The following is a 14378-nucleotide window of genomic DNA, read 5'->3' on the forward strand; positions in this document are numbered from 1 at the left end:
CCTCCGAACCTGACGGACCATAAGCTGCCGGTTATGTGCGGAATCGTGGGATACGTGGGGCCGCAGTCGGCGCTGGACGTCGTGACGGCCGGACTGAAACGGCTGGAGTACCGGGGCTACGACTCGGCGGGCGTGGCCGTCCTCGCGGACGGCGGGCTCGCCACGGCGAAACGGGCCGGGAAACTGGTCAACCTGGAGAAGGAACTGGCCGCCCGGCCGCTCCCCACCGGGGCGACCGGCATCGGCCACACCCGCTGGGCCACGCACGGCGGCCCCACCGACGCCAACGCCCACCCGCACCTCGACAACGCGGGCCGGGTCGCCGTCGTCCACAACGGCATCATCGAGAACTTCGCCGAACTGCGGACCGAGCTCGCCGAGCGCGGCCACGAGCTGGCCTCCGAGACGGACACCGAGGTCGTCGCCCACCTGCTCGCCGAGGAGTTCTCCTCCTGCGCGGACCTCGCCGAGGCGATGCGCCTGGTCTGCCGCCGCCTGCTCGGCGCCTTCACCCTGGTCGCCGTCCACGCGGACGCGCCGGACACGGTCGTCGGCGCACGCCGGAACTCGCCGCTCGTGGTCGGCGTCGGTGCGGGCGAGTCCTTCCTCGCCTCGGACGTCGCCGCGTTCATCGACCACACCCGCTCCGCGATCGAACTGGGCCAGGACCAGGTCGTCGAGTTGCGCCGGGACGGAGTCACGGTCACCGGCTTCGACGGCGCACCGGCGGACGTCCGCACGTACCACGTCGACTGGGACGCCTCCGCCGCCGAGAAGGCCGGCTACGCCTCCTTCATGCTCAAGGAGATCGCCGAGCAGCCGAAGGCGGTCGCCGACACCCTGCTGGGCCGCATCGACGGCTCCGGCACCCTGTCCCTGGACGAGGTACGGATCCCCCCGAAGGCGCTGCGCGAGGCCGACAAGGTCGTCATCGTCGCCTGCGGCACGGCCTTCCACGCCGGGCTGATCGCCAAGTACGCCATCGAGCACTGGACGCGGATTCCCTGTGAGGTCGAGCTGGCGAGCGAGTTCCGCTACCGCGATCCGATCCTGGACCGGCAGACCCTGGTCATCGCCGTCTCCCAGTCCGGCGAGACCATGGACACGCTGATGGCCCTGCGGCACGCCCGCGAACAGGGCGCCCGGGTCCTGGCCATCTGCAACACCAACGGCTCGACCATCCCGCGCGAGTCGGACGCCGTGCTCTACACCCACGCCGGCCCCGAGGTCGCCGTCGCCTCGACCAAGGCCTTCCTGACCCAGCTGGTCGCCTGCTACCTGGTCGCCCTGTATCTGGCCCAGGTCCGCGGCACGAAGTACGGCGACGAGATCCGCGCCGTCGTCCGGGACCTGTCCTCCATCGCCGGGTCGGTGGAGCGCGTCCTGGGGACGATGGAACCGGTACGGGAACTCGCCCGCACCCTCGCCCACAAGGACACGGTGCTGTTCCTGGGCCGGCACGTCGGCTACCCGGTCGCCCTGGAGGGCGCGCTCAAGCTCAAGGAGCTCGCCTACATGCACGCGGAGGGCTTCGCCGCGGGCGAGCTGAAGCACGGCCCGATCGCCCTGGTCGAGGACGGCCTGCCGGTCGTCGTGGTCGTCCCTTCACCGCGCGGCCGCTCCGTCCTGCACGACAAGATCGTCTCCAACATCCAGGAGATCCGCGCCCGGGGCGCCCGCACCATCGTCATCGCCGAGGACAACGACGACGAGGTGACCCCCTACGCCGACCACCTCATCCGCATCCCACCGACCCCGACCCTCCTCCAGCCCCTGGTCGCCACGGTCCCCCTCCAGGTCTTCGCCTGCGAACTCGCCACCGCCCGCGGCAACGAGGTCGACCAGCCCCGAAACCTGGCGAAGTCGGTCACGGTGGAATGAACACGAAGCGGGGCCCGAGGAACATCCATCAGGGTGAGGCCGGAGACGCCACTCGCCGCCGGCCCGGTCCACGTCCTGTCCCGACGGACCCGGCTTCCCGTGGGTCGCTCAGTCGGGCAGGCGGTCGAGGACCCACTCGCCGACTTCGGCCGTCATGACGGCATGCGGATCGTTGTCGGCGGAGAGCACGTAATCGTCGAGCTCGGACTCGTCCGGGGGCAGCTCGCCGATGGTGGCGTACAGGTCCTCTTGCCGGTCCAGGTCGCGGATGGCGACCGCGCTGACGGACGGCACGAAACACACGGACCGGTGGGCCGTGTCCACGCTCTCGCCGGAGGCGGTGAGGGCGTCGCCGACGATGCCGAACGATTCGAGCGTCCCGCCCGGCGCCCCGTCCAGTTCGGGGAAGCCGCCCGTGGTGATCGTGTGCGGCCCGCCCAGGACGCCGTTCAGCACGGCCACCTCCGCCGGCTCGCCCTGCGCCTGGGCGAGCAGGTGCGTGCCGTCGAAGAGCGGCCCGGCGCAGCTCAGCGCCTTCGCTCCGGCCCGCACGCCGTTGCCCACGCCGTCGCCGCGTCCGCTGGACACCCCGAGCAGACGCGGGATACGAGGCCACCAGCCGACCCGCTGGAGCTGCTCCTTGAACTCCGTGCGCAGCGGGCTCTCCTGCGGTGTGCCGCTCATCCCGTCCAGGTACCGCCAGAGCATCTGCTGCGAGGCCGGGCTGCTGATCTGCCGCAGGTAGGTGTCGTCGACCTTGGCGAGGTAGTGCGCGAACGCCTGGAGTCCGATCGGCACCCACGCCCCCCGGTGCGGGCTGTCGAACGACAGGTAGACGCCGGTCCGGTGATCCATCCGTTGCGTTTCCATCTTCGCCAGCGCGTACCGGGCGACGATGCCGCCCATGCTGAACCCGCCCACGAGGAGCCGGGCGTCGCCCAGTTGCTCGGCGATGGTCCGCAGGATCGCGGCGGTCATCGTCTCGGCGTTGCGGAGGATCGACTCACTGCGCTCGTCGAATCCGACGAGGACCAGGGTGCGCCCGCGGCGCCGAAGCTCGCTGACGAACGGGTACCGCCCGTTCTCCAGCCCGTCCCAGAGCCAGTCGAAGTCGGTCGGCCCGAGGTTGAACCCGTCGGCCAGAACGACCGGCCGGACCACCCCTTTACGCCCCTCCCCGTAGTACACCCGGGCGCTGCCGCCCGGCAGCTGCCACACCTCGTCGGAGGGAGGCGCCTGGGGGGCTGCCGGCCCGCCCAGCGGGGTCACGAGTCCGATCGACCCGGCGGCTTTCCTGGCTTTCTCCGTCTTGCTGTCGGCCACGGATGTCCCTTTCCACGTTTTCCACGTTGCTGTCAACGACCAGGGACATGTTTGGCTCAGGAATCTCGTTATTACGTGCATGTCATACGGAATTCACCATATTGTGTGGTTAGTGGATGGTTCTCTGCGTCCCGTCCGAACCGCCACGGCCCTTCGACCAGGCGCTCGGCGCGGAGGAAGGGCGCGGACCGGCGCTGGTGCGGGCCTGCGCCGACCTGTGGGACGGCAGCCGCTGGTCAGGGAGGACGACCGGGGGAAGTACGTGTGGTTCGAGTCGGCCGCGCCTCATCCTGCCGCCGCGTGAATCCGCCGGGCCCCGGCGTCGCCGTAAAGTGCTCGGCATGAGCATCATCGGGGTCGGGATCGATGTGGCCGAGATCGAGCGGTTCGCGGCGTCGTTGGAGCGGACGCCCGGGCTCGCGCGGCGGCTGTTCGTGGAGAGCGAGCTGCTGCTGGCGAGCGGGGAGCGGCGCGGGATCGCCTCGCTGGCCGCGCGGTTCGCCGCCAAGGAGGCGCTGGCCAAGGCGCTCGGGGCGCCCGGCGGGCTGTACTGGACCGATGCCGAGGTGTACTGCGAGGACAGCGGGCAGCCCCGGTTGCGGGTGAAGGGGACGGTGGCGGCACGGGCCGCCGAACTGGGCGTGCGGTCGTGGCACGTCTCGCTCAGCCATGACGCCGGCGTGGCCTCGGCGGTCGTGGTCGCGGAGGGGTGACGGTGGCCGCCGTGGACCGGAGCCTGCCGGGGTTCCCCGGGGGCGGGGGCGCCGGGGTCGAGCTGTCGGTGTGGGGGCAGGTGCTCCTCGGCGCCGTGGCCGTGCTGGTCGTGGTGTTCGCGCTGGTGCGGCTCCTGCGGCTCCTGCGTCAACGGCGCCGGTGACCGGACGGACGTGTCCCGGCCGGTCAGCGGCCGCTTCCGGCGGGGTCAGCAGATGGACTGGCTGCTGTTGACCAGCCTGTTGTTGCGGAACGTGATGTTCTCGCCGCAAGGGCTCTCGCGGATCGAGGAGTTGGTCACCGTCAGGTTCTGGACGGTGATGTCCCGGTTGTTGGCGAACTCCGTGCGCGCGGCCAGCCGGATCTCGCCGCCGCCCGTGACGGTGCCGCTCTGCGCGGCGAGGTTCACGTTGTAGCAGTTCTCTATCAGGATCGCGTTGTTGCCCGTGTTGGAGAGGCTGATCCGGTCGATCGTCGCGCCGCCGCTCTCCGAGACGCAGAACACCCCGCGCCCGCCGCCCCGCGCGACGACCTCGCCGACGCGGATGTTGGTCGAGTACGAGCTGCCGATGCGGCCGTTGCGGTTGGCCATGCGGAAGGCGGCGTAGCCGGTGCCGGTGCCCGCGTTCTCCGCGTCCACCTTGGTGACCGTGGCGTTGACGGTCTGGTTGAGGAGGAGTCCGGACTCGCCCACGTTGCGGGCGGTGACGGTGCCGACGGTGAGGCCGTCGACCCCGTACGTCTCCACGGCGTGGCTGGACGCGCCGGACACGTAGACGTCGTCGATACGGACGTTCCGCGTCCACTGGCTGGTGTCGCCGCGGTTGTCGATCCGGACGCCGAGGCCGCCCGAGAGGCGCATGTCGATCTGGCCGAGGACCACGTTCTGCACGTTGCGCATGAAGATGCCGTACAGCGGGGCACCGGTGACGTTCAGGTGCTGGACCTCGATGTCGCGGGTGCCGCGGGAGTACACCGGGGCCTGGTCGCCGGAGCCGCTGCCGGTGACGTTGATGGTGCCGCAGACGTCGAGGACCGTGTAGCTCGGCAGGGAGATGCGGGAGCCCGCGGACATGGAGCCGGAGCCGCGGACCACCACCCGTTCCTTGGAGGTGCGGCCGGAGGACAGGCTGCCGATCGCCGCCTGGACGGCCGCGCGCATGTCGGTGCCGGTGTGGACGACGCTGCTGCCGCGCCGGGCGGTCCAGGTGCTGCCGCTCTGCACGGCCTCGGCCTGGTAGGAGCCGTCGCCGCAGGCCGCCGCGGCCTGCGCGGGGACCGCGGCGGGGGTGGTGGGGGCGGCGGTGGCCGGGGCCGTCAGCACGCCCGCGGCGGTGAGGAGTGCGGTGGCGCCGGCTGCGGCGAGGAGTGCGGCTCTGCGTCCCATGGGTCTCCTGCTTCCTCTGCTTCTCTCGTCGAACCGATTCAGTCGGACTGAATCAATCGAACCGATTCGACTGAATCGGTTCATCCGGTGGGGGCGTGTGAGTGTGGCGACGGCACGGCACGCCGTCAACGGATGCGACGGGCGTGCGGCCTCCGACAACTTTCGACCGGCTTGCGAGGCGCGGGACGGCGTCCCGGATACGGGAGTTGGACCGTTCGGTGCGGGACACTCGGACGTATGCGTACTGCGTACAGCGTGGAGACGGTCAGGGCGGCGGAGCGGGAACTGATGGCGCGGCTGCCGGAGGGCGCGCTGATGCAGCGCGCCGCCGCCGGGCTCGCCGCGGCCTGCGCGGAGCTGCTGGGGCGGGGCGCCCTGGGCGGACGGGTCTACGGAAGCAGGGTCGTCCTGCTGGTCGGCAGCGGGGACAACGGCGGCGACGCCCTCTACGCCGGTGCCCGGCTGGCCCGGCGCGGCGCGGGCGTCACGGCGGTGCTGCTCGCGCCGGAGCGCGCCCATGCCGCCGGGCTCGCGGCCTTGCGCCGGGCAGGGGGCCGGGCCGTGGGGACCGGCGGTGCCGAGGCGTTGATCCGGCGGGCCGATCTCGTCGTGGACGGCATCGTCGGGATCGGCGGCAAGGGCGGGCTGCGGCCGGACGCGGTGCCGCTCGCCGAGGCCGCCGAGCGGTCACGTGCCGCGGTCGTCGCCGTCGACCTGCCGAGCGGCGTCGACGCGGACACCGGCGAGGTCCGCGGCACCGCGCTCCGGGCCGACCTCACGGTGACCTTCGGGACGCACAAGCCGGGGCTGCTCGTCGATCCGGCACGGGAGCACGCGGGGTCGGTACGGCTCGTCGACATCGGGCTGGAACTGCCGGCCGAGCCGGTGCTGGAGGCGCTCCAGCACGCCGACGTGGCCCGGCTGCTGCCGGTGCCCGGCGCGGAGAGCGACAAGTACCGGCGTGGCGTCGTCGGGATCGCCGCCGGGTCCGCCCGCTATCCCGGCGCCGCCGTGCTCGCGGTGTCCGGCGCGCTGCGGGGCGGCGCCGGGGCCGTACGGTACGTCGGTCCCGCCGCGCGGGACGTGATCGCCCGCTTCCCCGAGACGCTGGTGTCCGAGCGTGGGCCGAAGCACGCCGGGCGGGTGCAGGCGTGGGTCGTCGGGCCCGGGGCCGGTGACGACGCCGGGCCCGTGGCGGAGGTCCTGGCGGCGGACGTACCGGTGCTGATCGACGCGGACGGGCTGCGGCTGGCCGACGCCTCGGCCGTACGGGCACGCCGGGCGCCCACACTGCTGACCCCGCACGCCGGCGAGGCCGCCGCGCTGCTCGGCGTGGAACGGGAGGAGGTCGAGGGCGGCCGGCTGGCCGCGGCGCGTGAACTGGCCGGACGGTACGGGGCGACCGTGCTGCTCAAGGGCTCCACGACGCTGGTCGCCGATCCGGGTGCCGGGACGGGCGACGGGACGGCGACGGTCGTACGGGTGAACCCGACCGGCACGTCCTGGCTGGCCACGGCCGGGAGCGGGGACGTCCTGTCCGGGCTGGCGGGCTCGCTGCTGGCAGCCGGACTGCCGCCGTTGGACGCGGGCAGCGCGGCGGCCTACCTGCACGGCCTCGCCGGACGACGCGCGGCGGACGGCGCGCCGGTGGGGGCGCACGACGTGGCGGAGGCCCTCCCGGCGGCCTGGCGGGACGTCACCCGAGGGTGAGCCCTCCGGGCTCCGGACCCGTGACCCGGCGGAACGCTGTTGGCGAATCCGGCGGACCTGGGGCGTGAGTCCGCGGACCGTGACACTTTCCGGGAATGCGTCACGGTCCCGGCCGGAGTACCCAGCGCCGTCGGTACGGGCTCGCGGGGCCCGGAACGCCCGGCCGAATCGGCCAACAGCATCCCGACCGGGTTCCGGGCCCCGACCGGGCTCCGGGTGCGGGGAGCCGGGGAGGCCGCCCGGTGGTGTCGTACAGCTCACGGTGGGGTGTCGTGCCGCTCTGAGAGACTGGGGGCGCAATGAACGAGACAGATGCTGTGCGGGGCGCGATGAACGAGACAGATGCTGTGCGGGGCGCGATGAACGAGACAGAAGCTGTGCGGGGCGCGACGCTGCGGGCACGCGCCGAGATCGATCTGGCGGCGCTGCGCGCCAACGTGCGGAGCCTGCGTGCCCATGCGCCCGGCGCCGCCTTCATGGCCGTGGTCAAGGCGGACGGCTACGGGCACGGCGCGGTCGAGTGCGCGCGGGCGGCCGTGGAGGCCGGGGCGACCTGGCTCGGTACGGCCACCCCGCAAGAGGCCCTGGCGCTGCGCGCGCCCGGCGCCGGGGTGCCGGACGACGTACGCGTCATGTGCTGGCTGTGGACGCCCGGCGGGCCCTGGCGGGAGGCGATCGAGGCCGATCTCGACGTATCCGTCAGCGGCCTGTGGGCGCTGGAGGAGGTCACCGCGGCCGCGCGTCTCGCCGGACGGCCCGCGCGCGTCCACCTCAAGGCCGACACCGGCCTCGGGCGGGGCGGCTGCGTGCCCGGGGACTGGGCCGAGCTGATCGCCGGGGCGCTGCGCGCCGAGGCCGACGGACTGCTGCGCGTCGTCGGCCTGTGGTCGCACCTCGCCTGCGCCGACGAGCCGGGGCACCCCTCCACCGACGCCCAGCTCACCCGCTTCCGGGAGATGGTGGCGCAGGCCGAGCAGCAGGGCGTCGACCCCGAGGTCCGGCACATCGCCAACTCGGCCGCCACCCTCACCCTCCCCGAGAGCCACTTCGACCTCGTCCGGTCCGGCATCGCGCTCTACGGCGTCTCGCCCAGCCCCGAGATCGGCACCCCCGCCGACTTCGGGCTGCGCCAGGTGATGACCCTGACCGCCTCCCTCGCCCTGGTGAAGCACGTCCCGGGCGGAGAGGGCATCGGGTACGGCCACCACTACGTCACCCCGGGCGCGACCACTCTCGGCCTCGTCCCGCTCGGCTACGCGGACGGCATCCCGCGGCACGCCTCCGCCGCCGGTCCGGTGCTGGTCGAGGGCAAGTGGCGCACGGTCGCGGGGCGGATCGCGATGGACCAGTTCACCGTCGACCTGGGCGGCGACGAACCCCGGGCGGGTGCCGAGGTGGTCCTCTTCGGTCCCGGCGACCGCGGCGAACCCACCGTCGAGGACTGGGCGCAGGCCGCGGGCACCATCGGGTACGAGATCGTCACCCGGATCGGAACCCGCGTTCCGCGCGTCCATGTGAACACGACGGCGTAGACGCGGAGCCGTGGGCGCGACGGCGTGGACGCGGCGCCGTGGGCGCGGACCCGGCAGGCACGGAAACGACGGAGGAGCCCGTACGTGAGCGAGAGCAGCGCGGAGGTCGTCACGACCGCCGTCACGGCGGCTGCCGACTCCGCTGCCGCGGCGTCCGGCGGCTGGCGCCGGGCGACCGGTGTCGCCGGCGTCGCGATAGGCGTGCTCGCGACGGGTGCCGCCGCCGGCGTCGCCATAGAGCGGATGACGGTCGGCCGGGGCATGCGCAAGAAGGCCCGGCTCGCCCTCGACTCCACGGGACCCTACGGCTCGCTGCGCGGCACCCCCGGCAAGGCGTACGCCGAGGACGGCACGGAGCTGTACTACGAGGTCGACGACCTGGATCCAGACCCGGCCGCCGCTCCCGCACGGCGCCGCCGGCTGTTCGGCCGCAAGTCGCCCGCCCCCGTCACCGTCGTCTTCAGCCACGGCTACTGCCTAAGTCAGGACTCCTGGCACTTCCAGCGGGCCGCGCTCAGGGGCGTCGTACGGACCGTGCACTGGGACCAGCGCAGCCACGGCCGCTCCGGGCGGGGCGCGGCCCAGACCGAGCGGGGCGAGCCGGTCACCATCGACCAGCTCGGACAGGACCTCAAGGCCGTCATCGACGCCGCCGCCCCCGAGGGCCCCCTCGTGCTGGTCGGGCACTCCATGGGCGGGATGACGGTGATGGCCCTCGCCGACCGGTACCCCGAGCTGATCCGCGAGCGGGTCGTCGGTGTCGCCCTCGTCGGTACGTCGTCGGGGCGGCTCGGCGAGGTCAACTTCGGGCTGCCCCTGGCCGGGGTCAACGCGGTGCGGCGGGTGCTGCCCGGGGTGCTGAAGGCGATGGGGCAGCGGGCCGAGCTGGTGGAGAAGGGGCGCCGGGCCACGGCGGACCTGTTCGCCGGAGTCATCAAGCGGTACTCGTTCGCGACCCGGGACATCGACCCGGCCGTCGCCCGGTTCGCCGAGCGGATGATCGAGTCCACCCCGATCGACGTCGTCGCCGAGTACTACCCGGCGTTCAGCGACCACGACAAGACCGGGGCCCTCGCCCACTTCGCCGATCTCCCGGTGCTGGTGCTGGCCGGGATGCAGGACCTGGTGACGCCCAGCGAGCACAGCGAGGCGATCGCGGACGTTCTGCCGGACGCGGAGTTGGTGCTGGTGCCGGACACCGGGCACCTTGTCATGCTGGAGCACCCGGCAGTCGTCACCGACCGCCTCGCTGATCTGCTTGCCCGCACGGGGGCGGTGGCCACCACGACTACCGTGGGTTCCTGTGACTCCGCCTCCCCCTGACGAGGGCGGCTTCCAGCCTTCGGCTGCGGTCCGGCCCGAACCGGCCCCTTGCGGGTGTGTTTACCGTGCTACTGCGAGTGAGTGATGATGAGAGAAGTCGCAGCGTTTCCCCCGTCCGTCCAGTTGGTCGTCGACTCTCCCGAGCAGATGCGGGATCTGGGCCGCAAGCTCGCCAAGCTGCTGCGCGCCGGCGACCTCGTGATGCTCACCGGTGAGCTGGGCGCGGGCAAGACCACGCTGACCCGCGGGCTCGGCGAGGGGCTCGGGGTGCGCGGTGCCGTCACCTCACCGACGTTCGTGATCGCCCGCGTCCACCCGTCCCTGGGGGACGGCCCGCCGCTGCTCCACGTCGACGCGTACCGGCTCTCCGGCGGGCTGGACGAGATGGAGGACCTCGATCTCGACGTCTCGCTGCCCGAGTCGGTGATCGTCGTGGAGTGGGGCGAGGGCAGGATCGAGGAACTGACCGACGACCGGCTCCAGCTCGTCATCCACCGCGCGGTCGGCGACACGACGGACGAGGTGCGGCACGTGACGCTGACCGGTCTGGGCGACCGCTGGGCGGGCACCGACCTGAGCGTACTGTCGGCCTGAGCCAGGAGGTACCGGTCCGGGGAGGCTGGGCGGAGGCCGCTTTCCCGTATGTTCTCCATACGTTCCGACAAGGTGTCGGCAAGATGTTGCGTTCGGTGTCCCGGGCGTGGTCACATGGTATCCAGCTCGTAGTTAGGTTTACCTAATTACGTCCGCCCCCGGCCCTCAGGAGGCGTCCATGCCGGCCACCGAGAGCTCTCCCCGGACCGAGGCACGGCCGCAGTCGTTCACCGGGGTCTCGATGCGGGACCTGCTGGCCGCCGGTGCGGCCGCCGCCGCGGTCTCCACCCCGCCCCGCGCCCCCGAGCCGCTGCCACGGCCGAAGTCGCGGCCCACGGAGCCGACCGGCATCCACCGCGACGCCGCCTGACCTGCAAGGACAGGCTCCGGCGGCTACCGGACGACGACGACCTTGCGGCCGATCGTCGCGAACTTCCACATCGCCCTGCCGTCCGCCCGGGTCTCGCGGACACCGCCCGTGCGGACCTTCGGGTCGAGTACCGGGTCCGAGCCGTCGACGGCCGCGCTGAAGCCGATCACCGTGCCGTCGTTGTCGGCGAAGCGGACGACGTGTTCGACCGGGACGCCGTCCGATCCGGTGACCTTCCCGGAGCGGGAGGTGACCCGGTGGGTGCCCGGCTCCGGGTCCACCGTGCCGGGCTTGACCGTGAAGGTGCGCTTGACCTTGCCGTCCTTCTCGACCAGCCACACCCGGTCGGTGTCCAGTGCGTACACGACCCGGGTGCCCCGGCCGGAGCCTCCGGGCGGTGCGGTGAGGGTGCCGGCGTCGTGGGTGCCGTGGGTGCCGTCTGGGTTGTCGGTGCCCCGGTCCGCCTGCACGGCGCCCGGCGAGGTGCCCGACGCGGTGCCCGCGCGGGTGGTGTGCGGGTGGGCCGAGGCGTTCGACGCCGCCTGGTGACCGAGGAAGGCGACCGCCGCGAGGGCGGCCGCGGTCAGTCCCGCCACGATCGCCGAACTGTTGCCCGCCACCGCCCTCACCTCAGCCCCACGTCTGTCGCCTGTCATCGATTGTCATAAATGATCCAGAATTGTGCGTACGCCGATGTGACGGTAGCAGTACGTAGCCGTCCGACCGGGGCGTCCGACACGGGCCGTGGGGAGCCGTAGGCTGTTTGTGTGCTCTTGCTCGCTCTGGATACCGCCACCCCCGCCGTCACCGTCGCGCTGCACGACGGCGACGACGTCATCGCCTCCTCGAGCCAGGTGGACGCCCGCCGGCACGGCGAGCTGCTGCTCCCGGCGATCGACCGGGTGCTCGACGAAGCCGGTCTGACGATGGGCGCCGTCACCGGGATCGTCGTCGGCATCGGTCCCGGTCCGTACACCGGGCTGCGGGTCGGCCTGATGACCGCGGACACCTTCGGGCTCGCGCTCGGCGTCCCCGTGCACGGTGTGTGCACGCTGGACGGCCTCGCCTACGCCGCCGACCTGGAGGGTCCCTTCGTCGTGGCGACCGACGCCCGCCGCAAGGAGGTCTACTGGGCGCGCTACGCCGACTCCCGCACCCGCCTCACCGATCCCGCCGTCGACCGCCCCGCCGACATCGCCGGGCAGGTCGCGGGGCTGCCCGCGGTCGGCGCGGGTGCGCTGCTGTACCCCGACACCTTCCCCAGGGCGCACGAGCCGGAGCACGTGTCGGCCGCCGCCCTCGCCCGGCTGGCCGCCGAGCGGCTGGCGGCGGGGGAGGAACTGCCCGCGCCCAGGCCGCTGTATCTGCGGCGACCCGATGCCCAGGTCCCCAAGAACTACAAGGTGGTCACCCCCAAGTGACAGGACCCGAGAACGCCGTACTGCGTGAGATGCGCTGGTGGGACATCGAACCCGTGCTCCGGGTGGAGCGCGAACTGTTCCCCGAGGACGCCTGGTCACGGGGGATGTTCTGGTCCGAGCTGGCCCATGCGCGCGGGCCCGCCGCGACCCGCAGGTATGTGGTCGCCGAGGAGGGCGACCGCCTCGTCGGATACGCGGGGCTCACCGCCGCGGGTGCGCAGCCCGACGGTGACGGGGCGTCCGGCGGTGACGGAGCCTTCGGCGGGGATGCCGCCGGGGTGGCCGACGTCCAGACCATCGCCGTCACCCGGGACCACTGGGGCACCGGCCTCGGTTCGCGGCTGCTGACGGAACTGCTGCGGGCGGCGACCGCGTTCGAGTGCGCCGAGGTGTTCCTGGAGTGCCGGATCGACAACGTCCGTGCCCAGAAGCTGTACGAGCGCTTCGGCTTCGAGACCATCGGGGTCAGGAAGGGCTACTACCAGCCGGGGAACGTGGACGCCCTGATGATGCGGCTGACCGACCCGGCGACCTCTGTGAACCCGACGAACCCGACGAACCCCGTGAACGGCGTAGAAGGAACCGAGACCCATGGCTGACGAACCCCTGGTGCTGGGGATCGAGACCTCCTGCGACGAGACCGGTGTCGGAGTCGTCCGGGGCACCACCCTGCTGGCCGACGCCGTCGCCTCCAGCGTCGACGAGCACGCCCGCTTCGGCGGAGTCGTCCCGGAGGTCGCCTCCCGGGCGCACCTCGAGGCGATGGTGCCGACGATCGGCCGCGCGCTGAAGGAGGCGGGGGTGAGCGCCCGGGACCTGGACGGCATTGCCGTCACCGCCGGTCCGGGCCTCGCCGGCGCGCTCCTCGTCGGCGTCTCGGCGGCCAAGGCGTACGCCTACGCCCTCGGCAAGCCCCTCTACGGCGTCAACCACCTCGCCTCGCACATCTGCGTCGACCAGCTGGAGCACGGGCCGCTGCCCGAGCCGACGATGGCGCTGCTGGTGTCCGGCGGGCACTCCTCGCTGCTGCTGTCCTCGGACATCACCTCCGACGTCCGCCCCATGGGCGCCACCATCGACGACGCGGCGGGCGAGGCCTTCGACAAGGTCGCGCGCGTGCTGAACCTCGGCTTCCCCGGCGGCCCGGTCATCGACCGGTACGCGCGCGAGGGGGACCCGAGCGCGATCGCGTTCCCGCGCGGGCTCACCGGTCCGCGCGACCCGGCGTACGACTTCTCCTTCTCCGGCCTCAAGACGGCCGTGGCCCGCTGGATCGAGGCCAAGCGGGCGGCGGGGGAGGAGGTCCCGGTGCGTGACGTGTCGGCGTCCTTCCAGGAGGCGGTCGTGGACGTGCTCACCCGCAAGGCCGTACGCGCCTGCAAGGACGAGGGCGTCGACCATCTGATGATCGGCGGTGGAGTGGCCGCCAACTCCCGGCTGCGGGCGCTGGCCCAGGAGCGCTGCGAGGCGGCCGGCATCCGGCTGCGCGTGCCGCGCCCCAAGCTGTGCACGGACAACGGTGCGATGGTGGCCGCCCTGGGCGCGGAGATGGTCGCCCGGGGCCGGGCCGCCTCCGACTGGGACCTGTCCGCCGACTCGTCCCTCCCGGTGACGGAACCCCACGTCCCCGGCGAGGCCCACACCCGCAGCCACAGCCGAAGCCATGACCACGACCACGACCACGGTCACGATCACGTTCATGAGGTCAGCAAGGAGAACCTGTACTCATGACCGTCGCGTTGATGTGGGAGGCGCGGGCGGTGCCCGACCGGGGCGAGGACCTGCTGACCTGGGCGCGGGCCCAGGAGTTCGACGGCGATCCGCCCCTGCGCCGGGAGACCTTCCGCGCCCCGCAGGACCGCGTCCTGGTCATCACCTGGTGGGACGCCCCGTACGACGCCGACCTCCCCGAACTACCCGAGCCGGACGGGGACCTGGTCACCCGCCCGGTGCACCGCTGGCGCTTCGAGTCGGTGGCGGCGGACTGCTCCCCGGACTTCACGGTCGATTGATTGAATTCACCGTCCCGGTGAAGGAGTTCACCCTTCCCCTGGGTGCCATGTTCCGAACCGTCTCTCTGTCACGACGACCCGCGCACCTTACGGGAGCACCGACGTGGGGGC

The 14378-nt window shown here is 72.7% G+C and carries 15 protein-coding genes; 12 read left to right on the forward strand and 3 right to left on the reverse strand.

The features are described from left to right. The first annotated feature begins 33 nt into the window (after positions 1-33). Positions 34-1881, forward strand: coding sequence for a glutamine--fructose-6-phosphate transaminase (isomerizing) (gene glmS / locus ACVW19_RS20365; RefSeq protein WP_457460743.1), 1848 nt, complete (start codon positions 34-36; stop codon positions 1879-1881). A 108-nt stretch (positions 1882-1989) separates the two neighbouring features. Here glmS and ACVW19_RS20370 read toward each other — a convergent pair whose 3' ends face one another. Beyond that, entirely contained in the window at positions 1990-3204 is a 1215-nt protein-coding gene (locus tag ACVW19_RS20370; protein WP_457460744.1) for an esterase/lipase family protein, read from the reverse strand. A gap of 341 nt (positions 3205-3545) precedes the next feature. On the opposite strand from ACVW19_RS20370, the gene ACVW19_RS20375 reads away from it, so the two are divergent. Next, positions 3546-3917 carry a holo-ACP synthase gene (locus ACVW19_RS20375; RefSeq protein ID WP_457460745.1) on the forward strand — a complete coding sequence of 124 codons (372 nt, stop codon included), beginning with the start codon at positions 3546-3548 and terminating at the stop codon, positions 3915-3917. A 2-nt stretch (positions 3918-3919) separates the two neighbouring features. Further along, a complete protein-coding gene (locus ACVW19_RS20380) occupies positions 3920-4081 on the forward strand; it encodes a hypothetical protein (RefSeq protein ID WP_457460746.1) in 162 nt (53 codons plus the stop codon). 45 nt (positions 4082-4126) lie between these two features. On the opposite strand, the gene ACVW19_RS20385 is transcribed toward ACVW19_RS20380, so the two are convergent. Further along, positions 4127-5464, reverse strand: coding sequence for a hypothetical protein (locus ACVW19_RS20385; RefSeq protein ID WP_457460747.1), 1338 nt, complete (start codon positions 5462-5464; stop codon positions 4127-4129). Positions 5465-5542: 78 nt separating this feature from the next. Here ACVW19_RS20385 and ACVW19_RS20390 point away from each other — a divergent pair, with 78 nt between their 5' ends. The 5 genes from ACVW19_RS20390 to ACVW19_RS20410 all read left to right on the forward strand — a co-directional run bounded on the left by ACVW19_RS20390 (position 5543) and on the right by ACVW19_RS20410 (position 10834). After that, the gene (locus ACVW19_RS20390; protein WP_457460748.1) at positions 5543-7015 is read left to right on the forward strand and encodes an NAD(P)H-hydrate dehydratase; all 1473 of its coding nucleotides are present in this window, start codon (positions 5543-5545) and stop codon (positions 7013-7015) included. 359 nt (positions 7016-7374) lie between these two features. Next, complete coding sequence (gene alr, locus ACVW19_RS20395; protein WP_457460749.1) at positions 7375-8547, forward strand: alanine racemase; 1173 nt, start codon at positions 7375-7377, stop codon at positions 8545-8547. A gap of 84 nt (positions 8548-8631) precedes the next feature. After that, the gene (locus ACVW19_RS20400) at positions 8632-9870 is read left to right on the forward strand and encodes an alpha/beta fold hydrolase (RefSeq protein ID WP_457460750.1); all 1239 of its coding nucleotides are present in this window, start codon (positions 8632-8634) and stop codon (positions 9868-9870) included. Between the two features lie 87 nt (positions 9871-9957). Next, positions 9958-10464, forward strand: a complete 507-nt coding sequence (gene tsaE / locus ACVW19_RS20405; protein WP_457460751.1) for a tRNA (adenosine(37)-N6)-threonylcarbamoyltransferase complex ATPase subunit type 1 TsaE — start codon at positions 9958-9960, stop codon at positions 10462-10464. A 178-nt stretch (positions 10465-10642) separates the two neighbouring features. After that, positions 10643-10834 carry a hypothetical protein gene (locus ACVW19_RS20410; RefSeq protein WP_457460752.1) on the forward strand — a complete coding sequence of 64 codons (192 nt, stop codon included), beginning with the start codon at positions 10643-10645 and terminating at the stop codon, positions 10832-10834. Between the two features lie 23 nt (positions 10835-10857). Here the strand turns inward: ACVW19_RS20410 and ACVW19_RS20415 are convergent, their stop codons facing one another. Beyond that, the gene (locus ACVW19_RS20415) at positions 10858-11454 is read right to left on the reverse strand and encodes a hypothetical protein (RefSeq protein WP_457460753.1); all 597 of its coding nucleotides are present in this window, start codon (positions 11452-11454) and stop codon (positions 10858-10860) included. Between the two features lie 147 nt (positions 11455-11601). Between ACVW19_RS20415 and tsaB the strand changes: the two genes are divergently transcribed. The 4 genes from tsaB to ACVW19_RS20435 are packed head-to-tail and all read left to right on the forward strand — an operon-like array spanning position 11602 to position 14267. Next, entirely contained in the window at positions 11602-12255 is a 654-nt protein-coding gene (gene tsaB / locus ACVW19_RS20420) for a tRNA (adenosine(37)-N6)-threonylcarbamoyltransferase complex dimerization subunit type 1 TsaB (RefSeq protein WP_457460754.1), read from the forward strand. Then, the gene (locus ACVW19_RS20425) at positions 12252-12854 is read left to right on the forward strand and encodes a GNAT family N-acetyltransferase (RefSeq protein ID WP_457460755.1); all 603 of its coding nucleotides are present in this window, start codon (positions 12252-12254) and stop codon (positions 12852-12854) included. Before tsaB ends, ACVW19_RS20425 begins: the two co-directional genes overlap by 4 nt. Then, positions 12847-13986 (forward strand): tRNA (adenosine(37)-N6)-threonylcarbamoyltransferase complex transferase subunit TsaD, encoded by a 1140-nt coding sequence (gene tsaD / locus ACVW19_RS20430; RefSeq protein WP_457460756.1) that lies wholly within the window; start codon positions 12847-12849, stop codon positions 13984-13986. The genes ACVW19_RS20425 and tsaD overlap by 8 nt, the downstream gene beginning before the upstream one ends. Continuing rightward, a complete protein-coding gene (locus ACVW19_RS20435) occupies positions 13983-14267 on the forward strand; it encodes a hypothetical protein (RefSeq protein ID WP_457460757.1) in 285 nt (94 codons plus the stop codon). The genes tsaD and ACVW19_RS20435 overlap by 4 nt, the downstream gene beginning before the upstream one ends. Positions 14268-14378: the final 111 nt, after the last annotated feature.

Source organism: Streptomyces sp. TE5632, assembly GCF_054061295.1.

Excerpts from the sequence above, each read along its gene's own strand:
- glmS (WP_457460743.1), top strand. The coding sequence starts at position 34 with ATGTGCGGAATCGTGGGATACGTGGGGCCGCAGTCGGCGCTGGACGTC.
- ACVW19_RS20375 (WP_457460745.1), top strand. The coding sequence starts at position 3,546 with ATGAGCATCATCGGGGTCGGGATCGATGTGGCCGAGATCGAGCGGTTC.
- ACVW19_RS20390 (WP_457460748.1), top strand. The coding sequence starts at position 5,543 with ATGCGTACTGCGTACAGCGTGGAGACGGTCAGGGCGGCGGAGCGGGAA.
- alr (WP_457460749.1), top strand. The coding sequence starts at position 7,375 with ATGAACGAGACAGAAGCTGTGCGGGGCGCGACGCTGCGGGCACGCGCC.
- tsaE (WP_457460751.1), top strand. The coding sequence starts at position 9,958 with ATGAGAGAAGTCGCAGCGTTTCCCCCGTCCGTCCAGTTGGTCGTCGAC.
- ACVW19_RS20410 (WP_457460752.1), top strand. The coding sequence starts at position 10,643 with ATGCCGGCCACCGAGAGCTCTCCCCGGACCGAGGCACGGCCGCAGTCG.
- tsaD (WP_457460756.1), top strand. The coding sequence starts at position 12,847 with ATGGCTGACGAACCCCTGGTGCTGGGGATCGAGACCTCCTGCGACGAG.
- ACVW19_RS20435 (WP_457460757.1), top strand. The coding sequence starts at position 13,983 with ATGACCGTCGCGTTGATGTGGGAGGCGCGGGCGGTGCCCGACCGGGGC.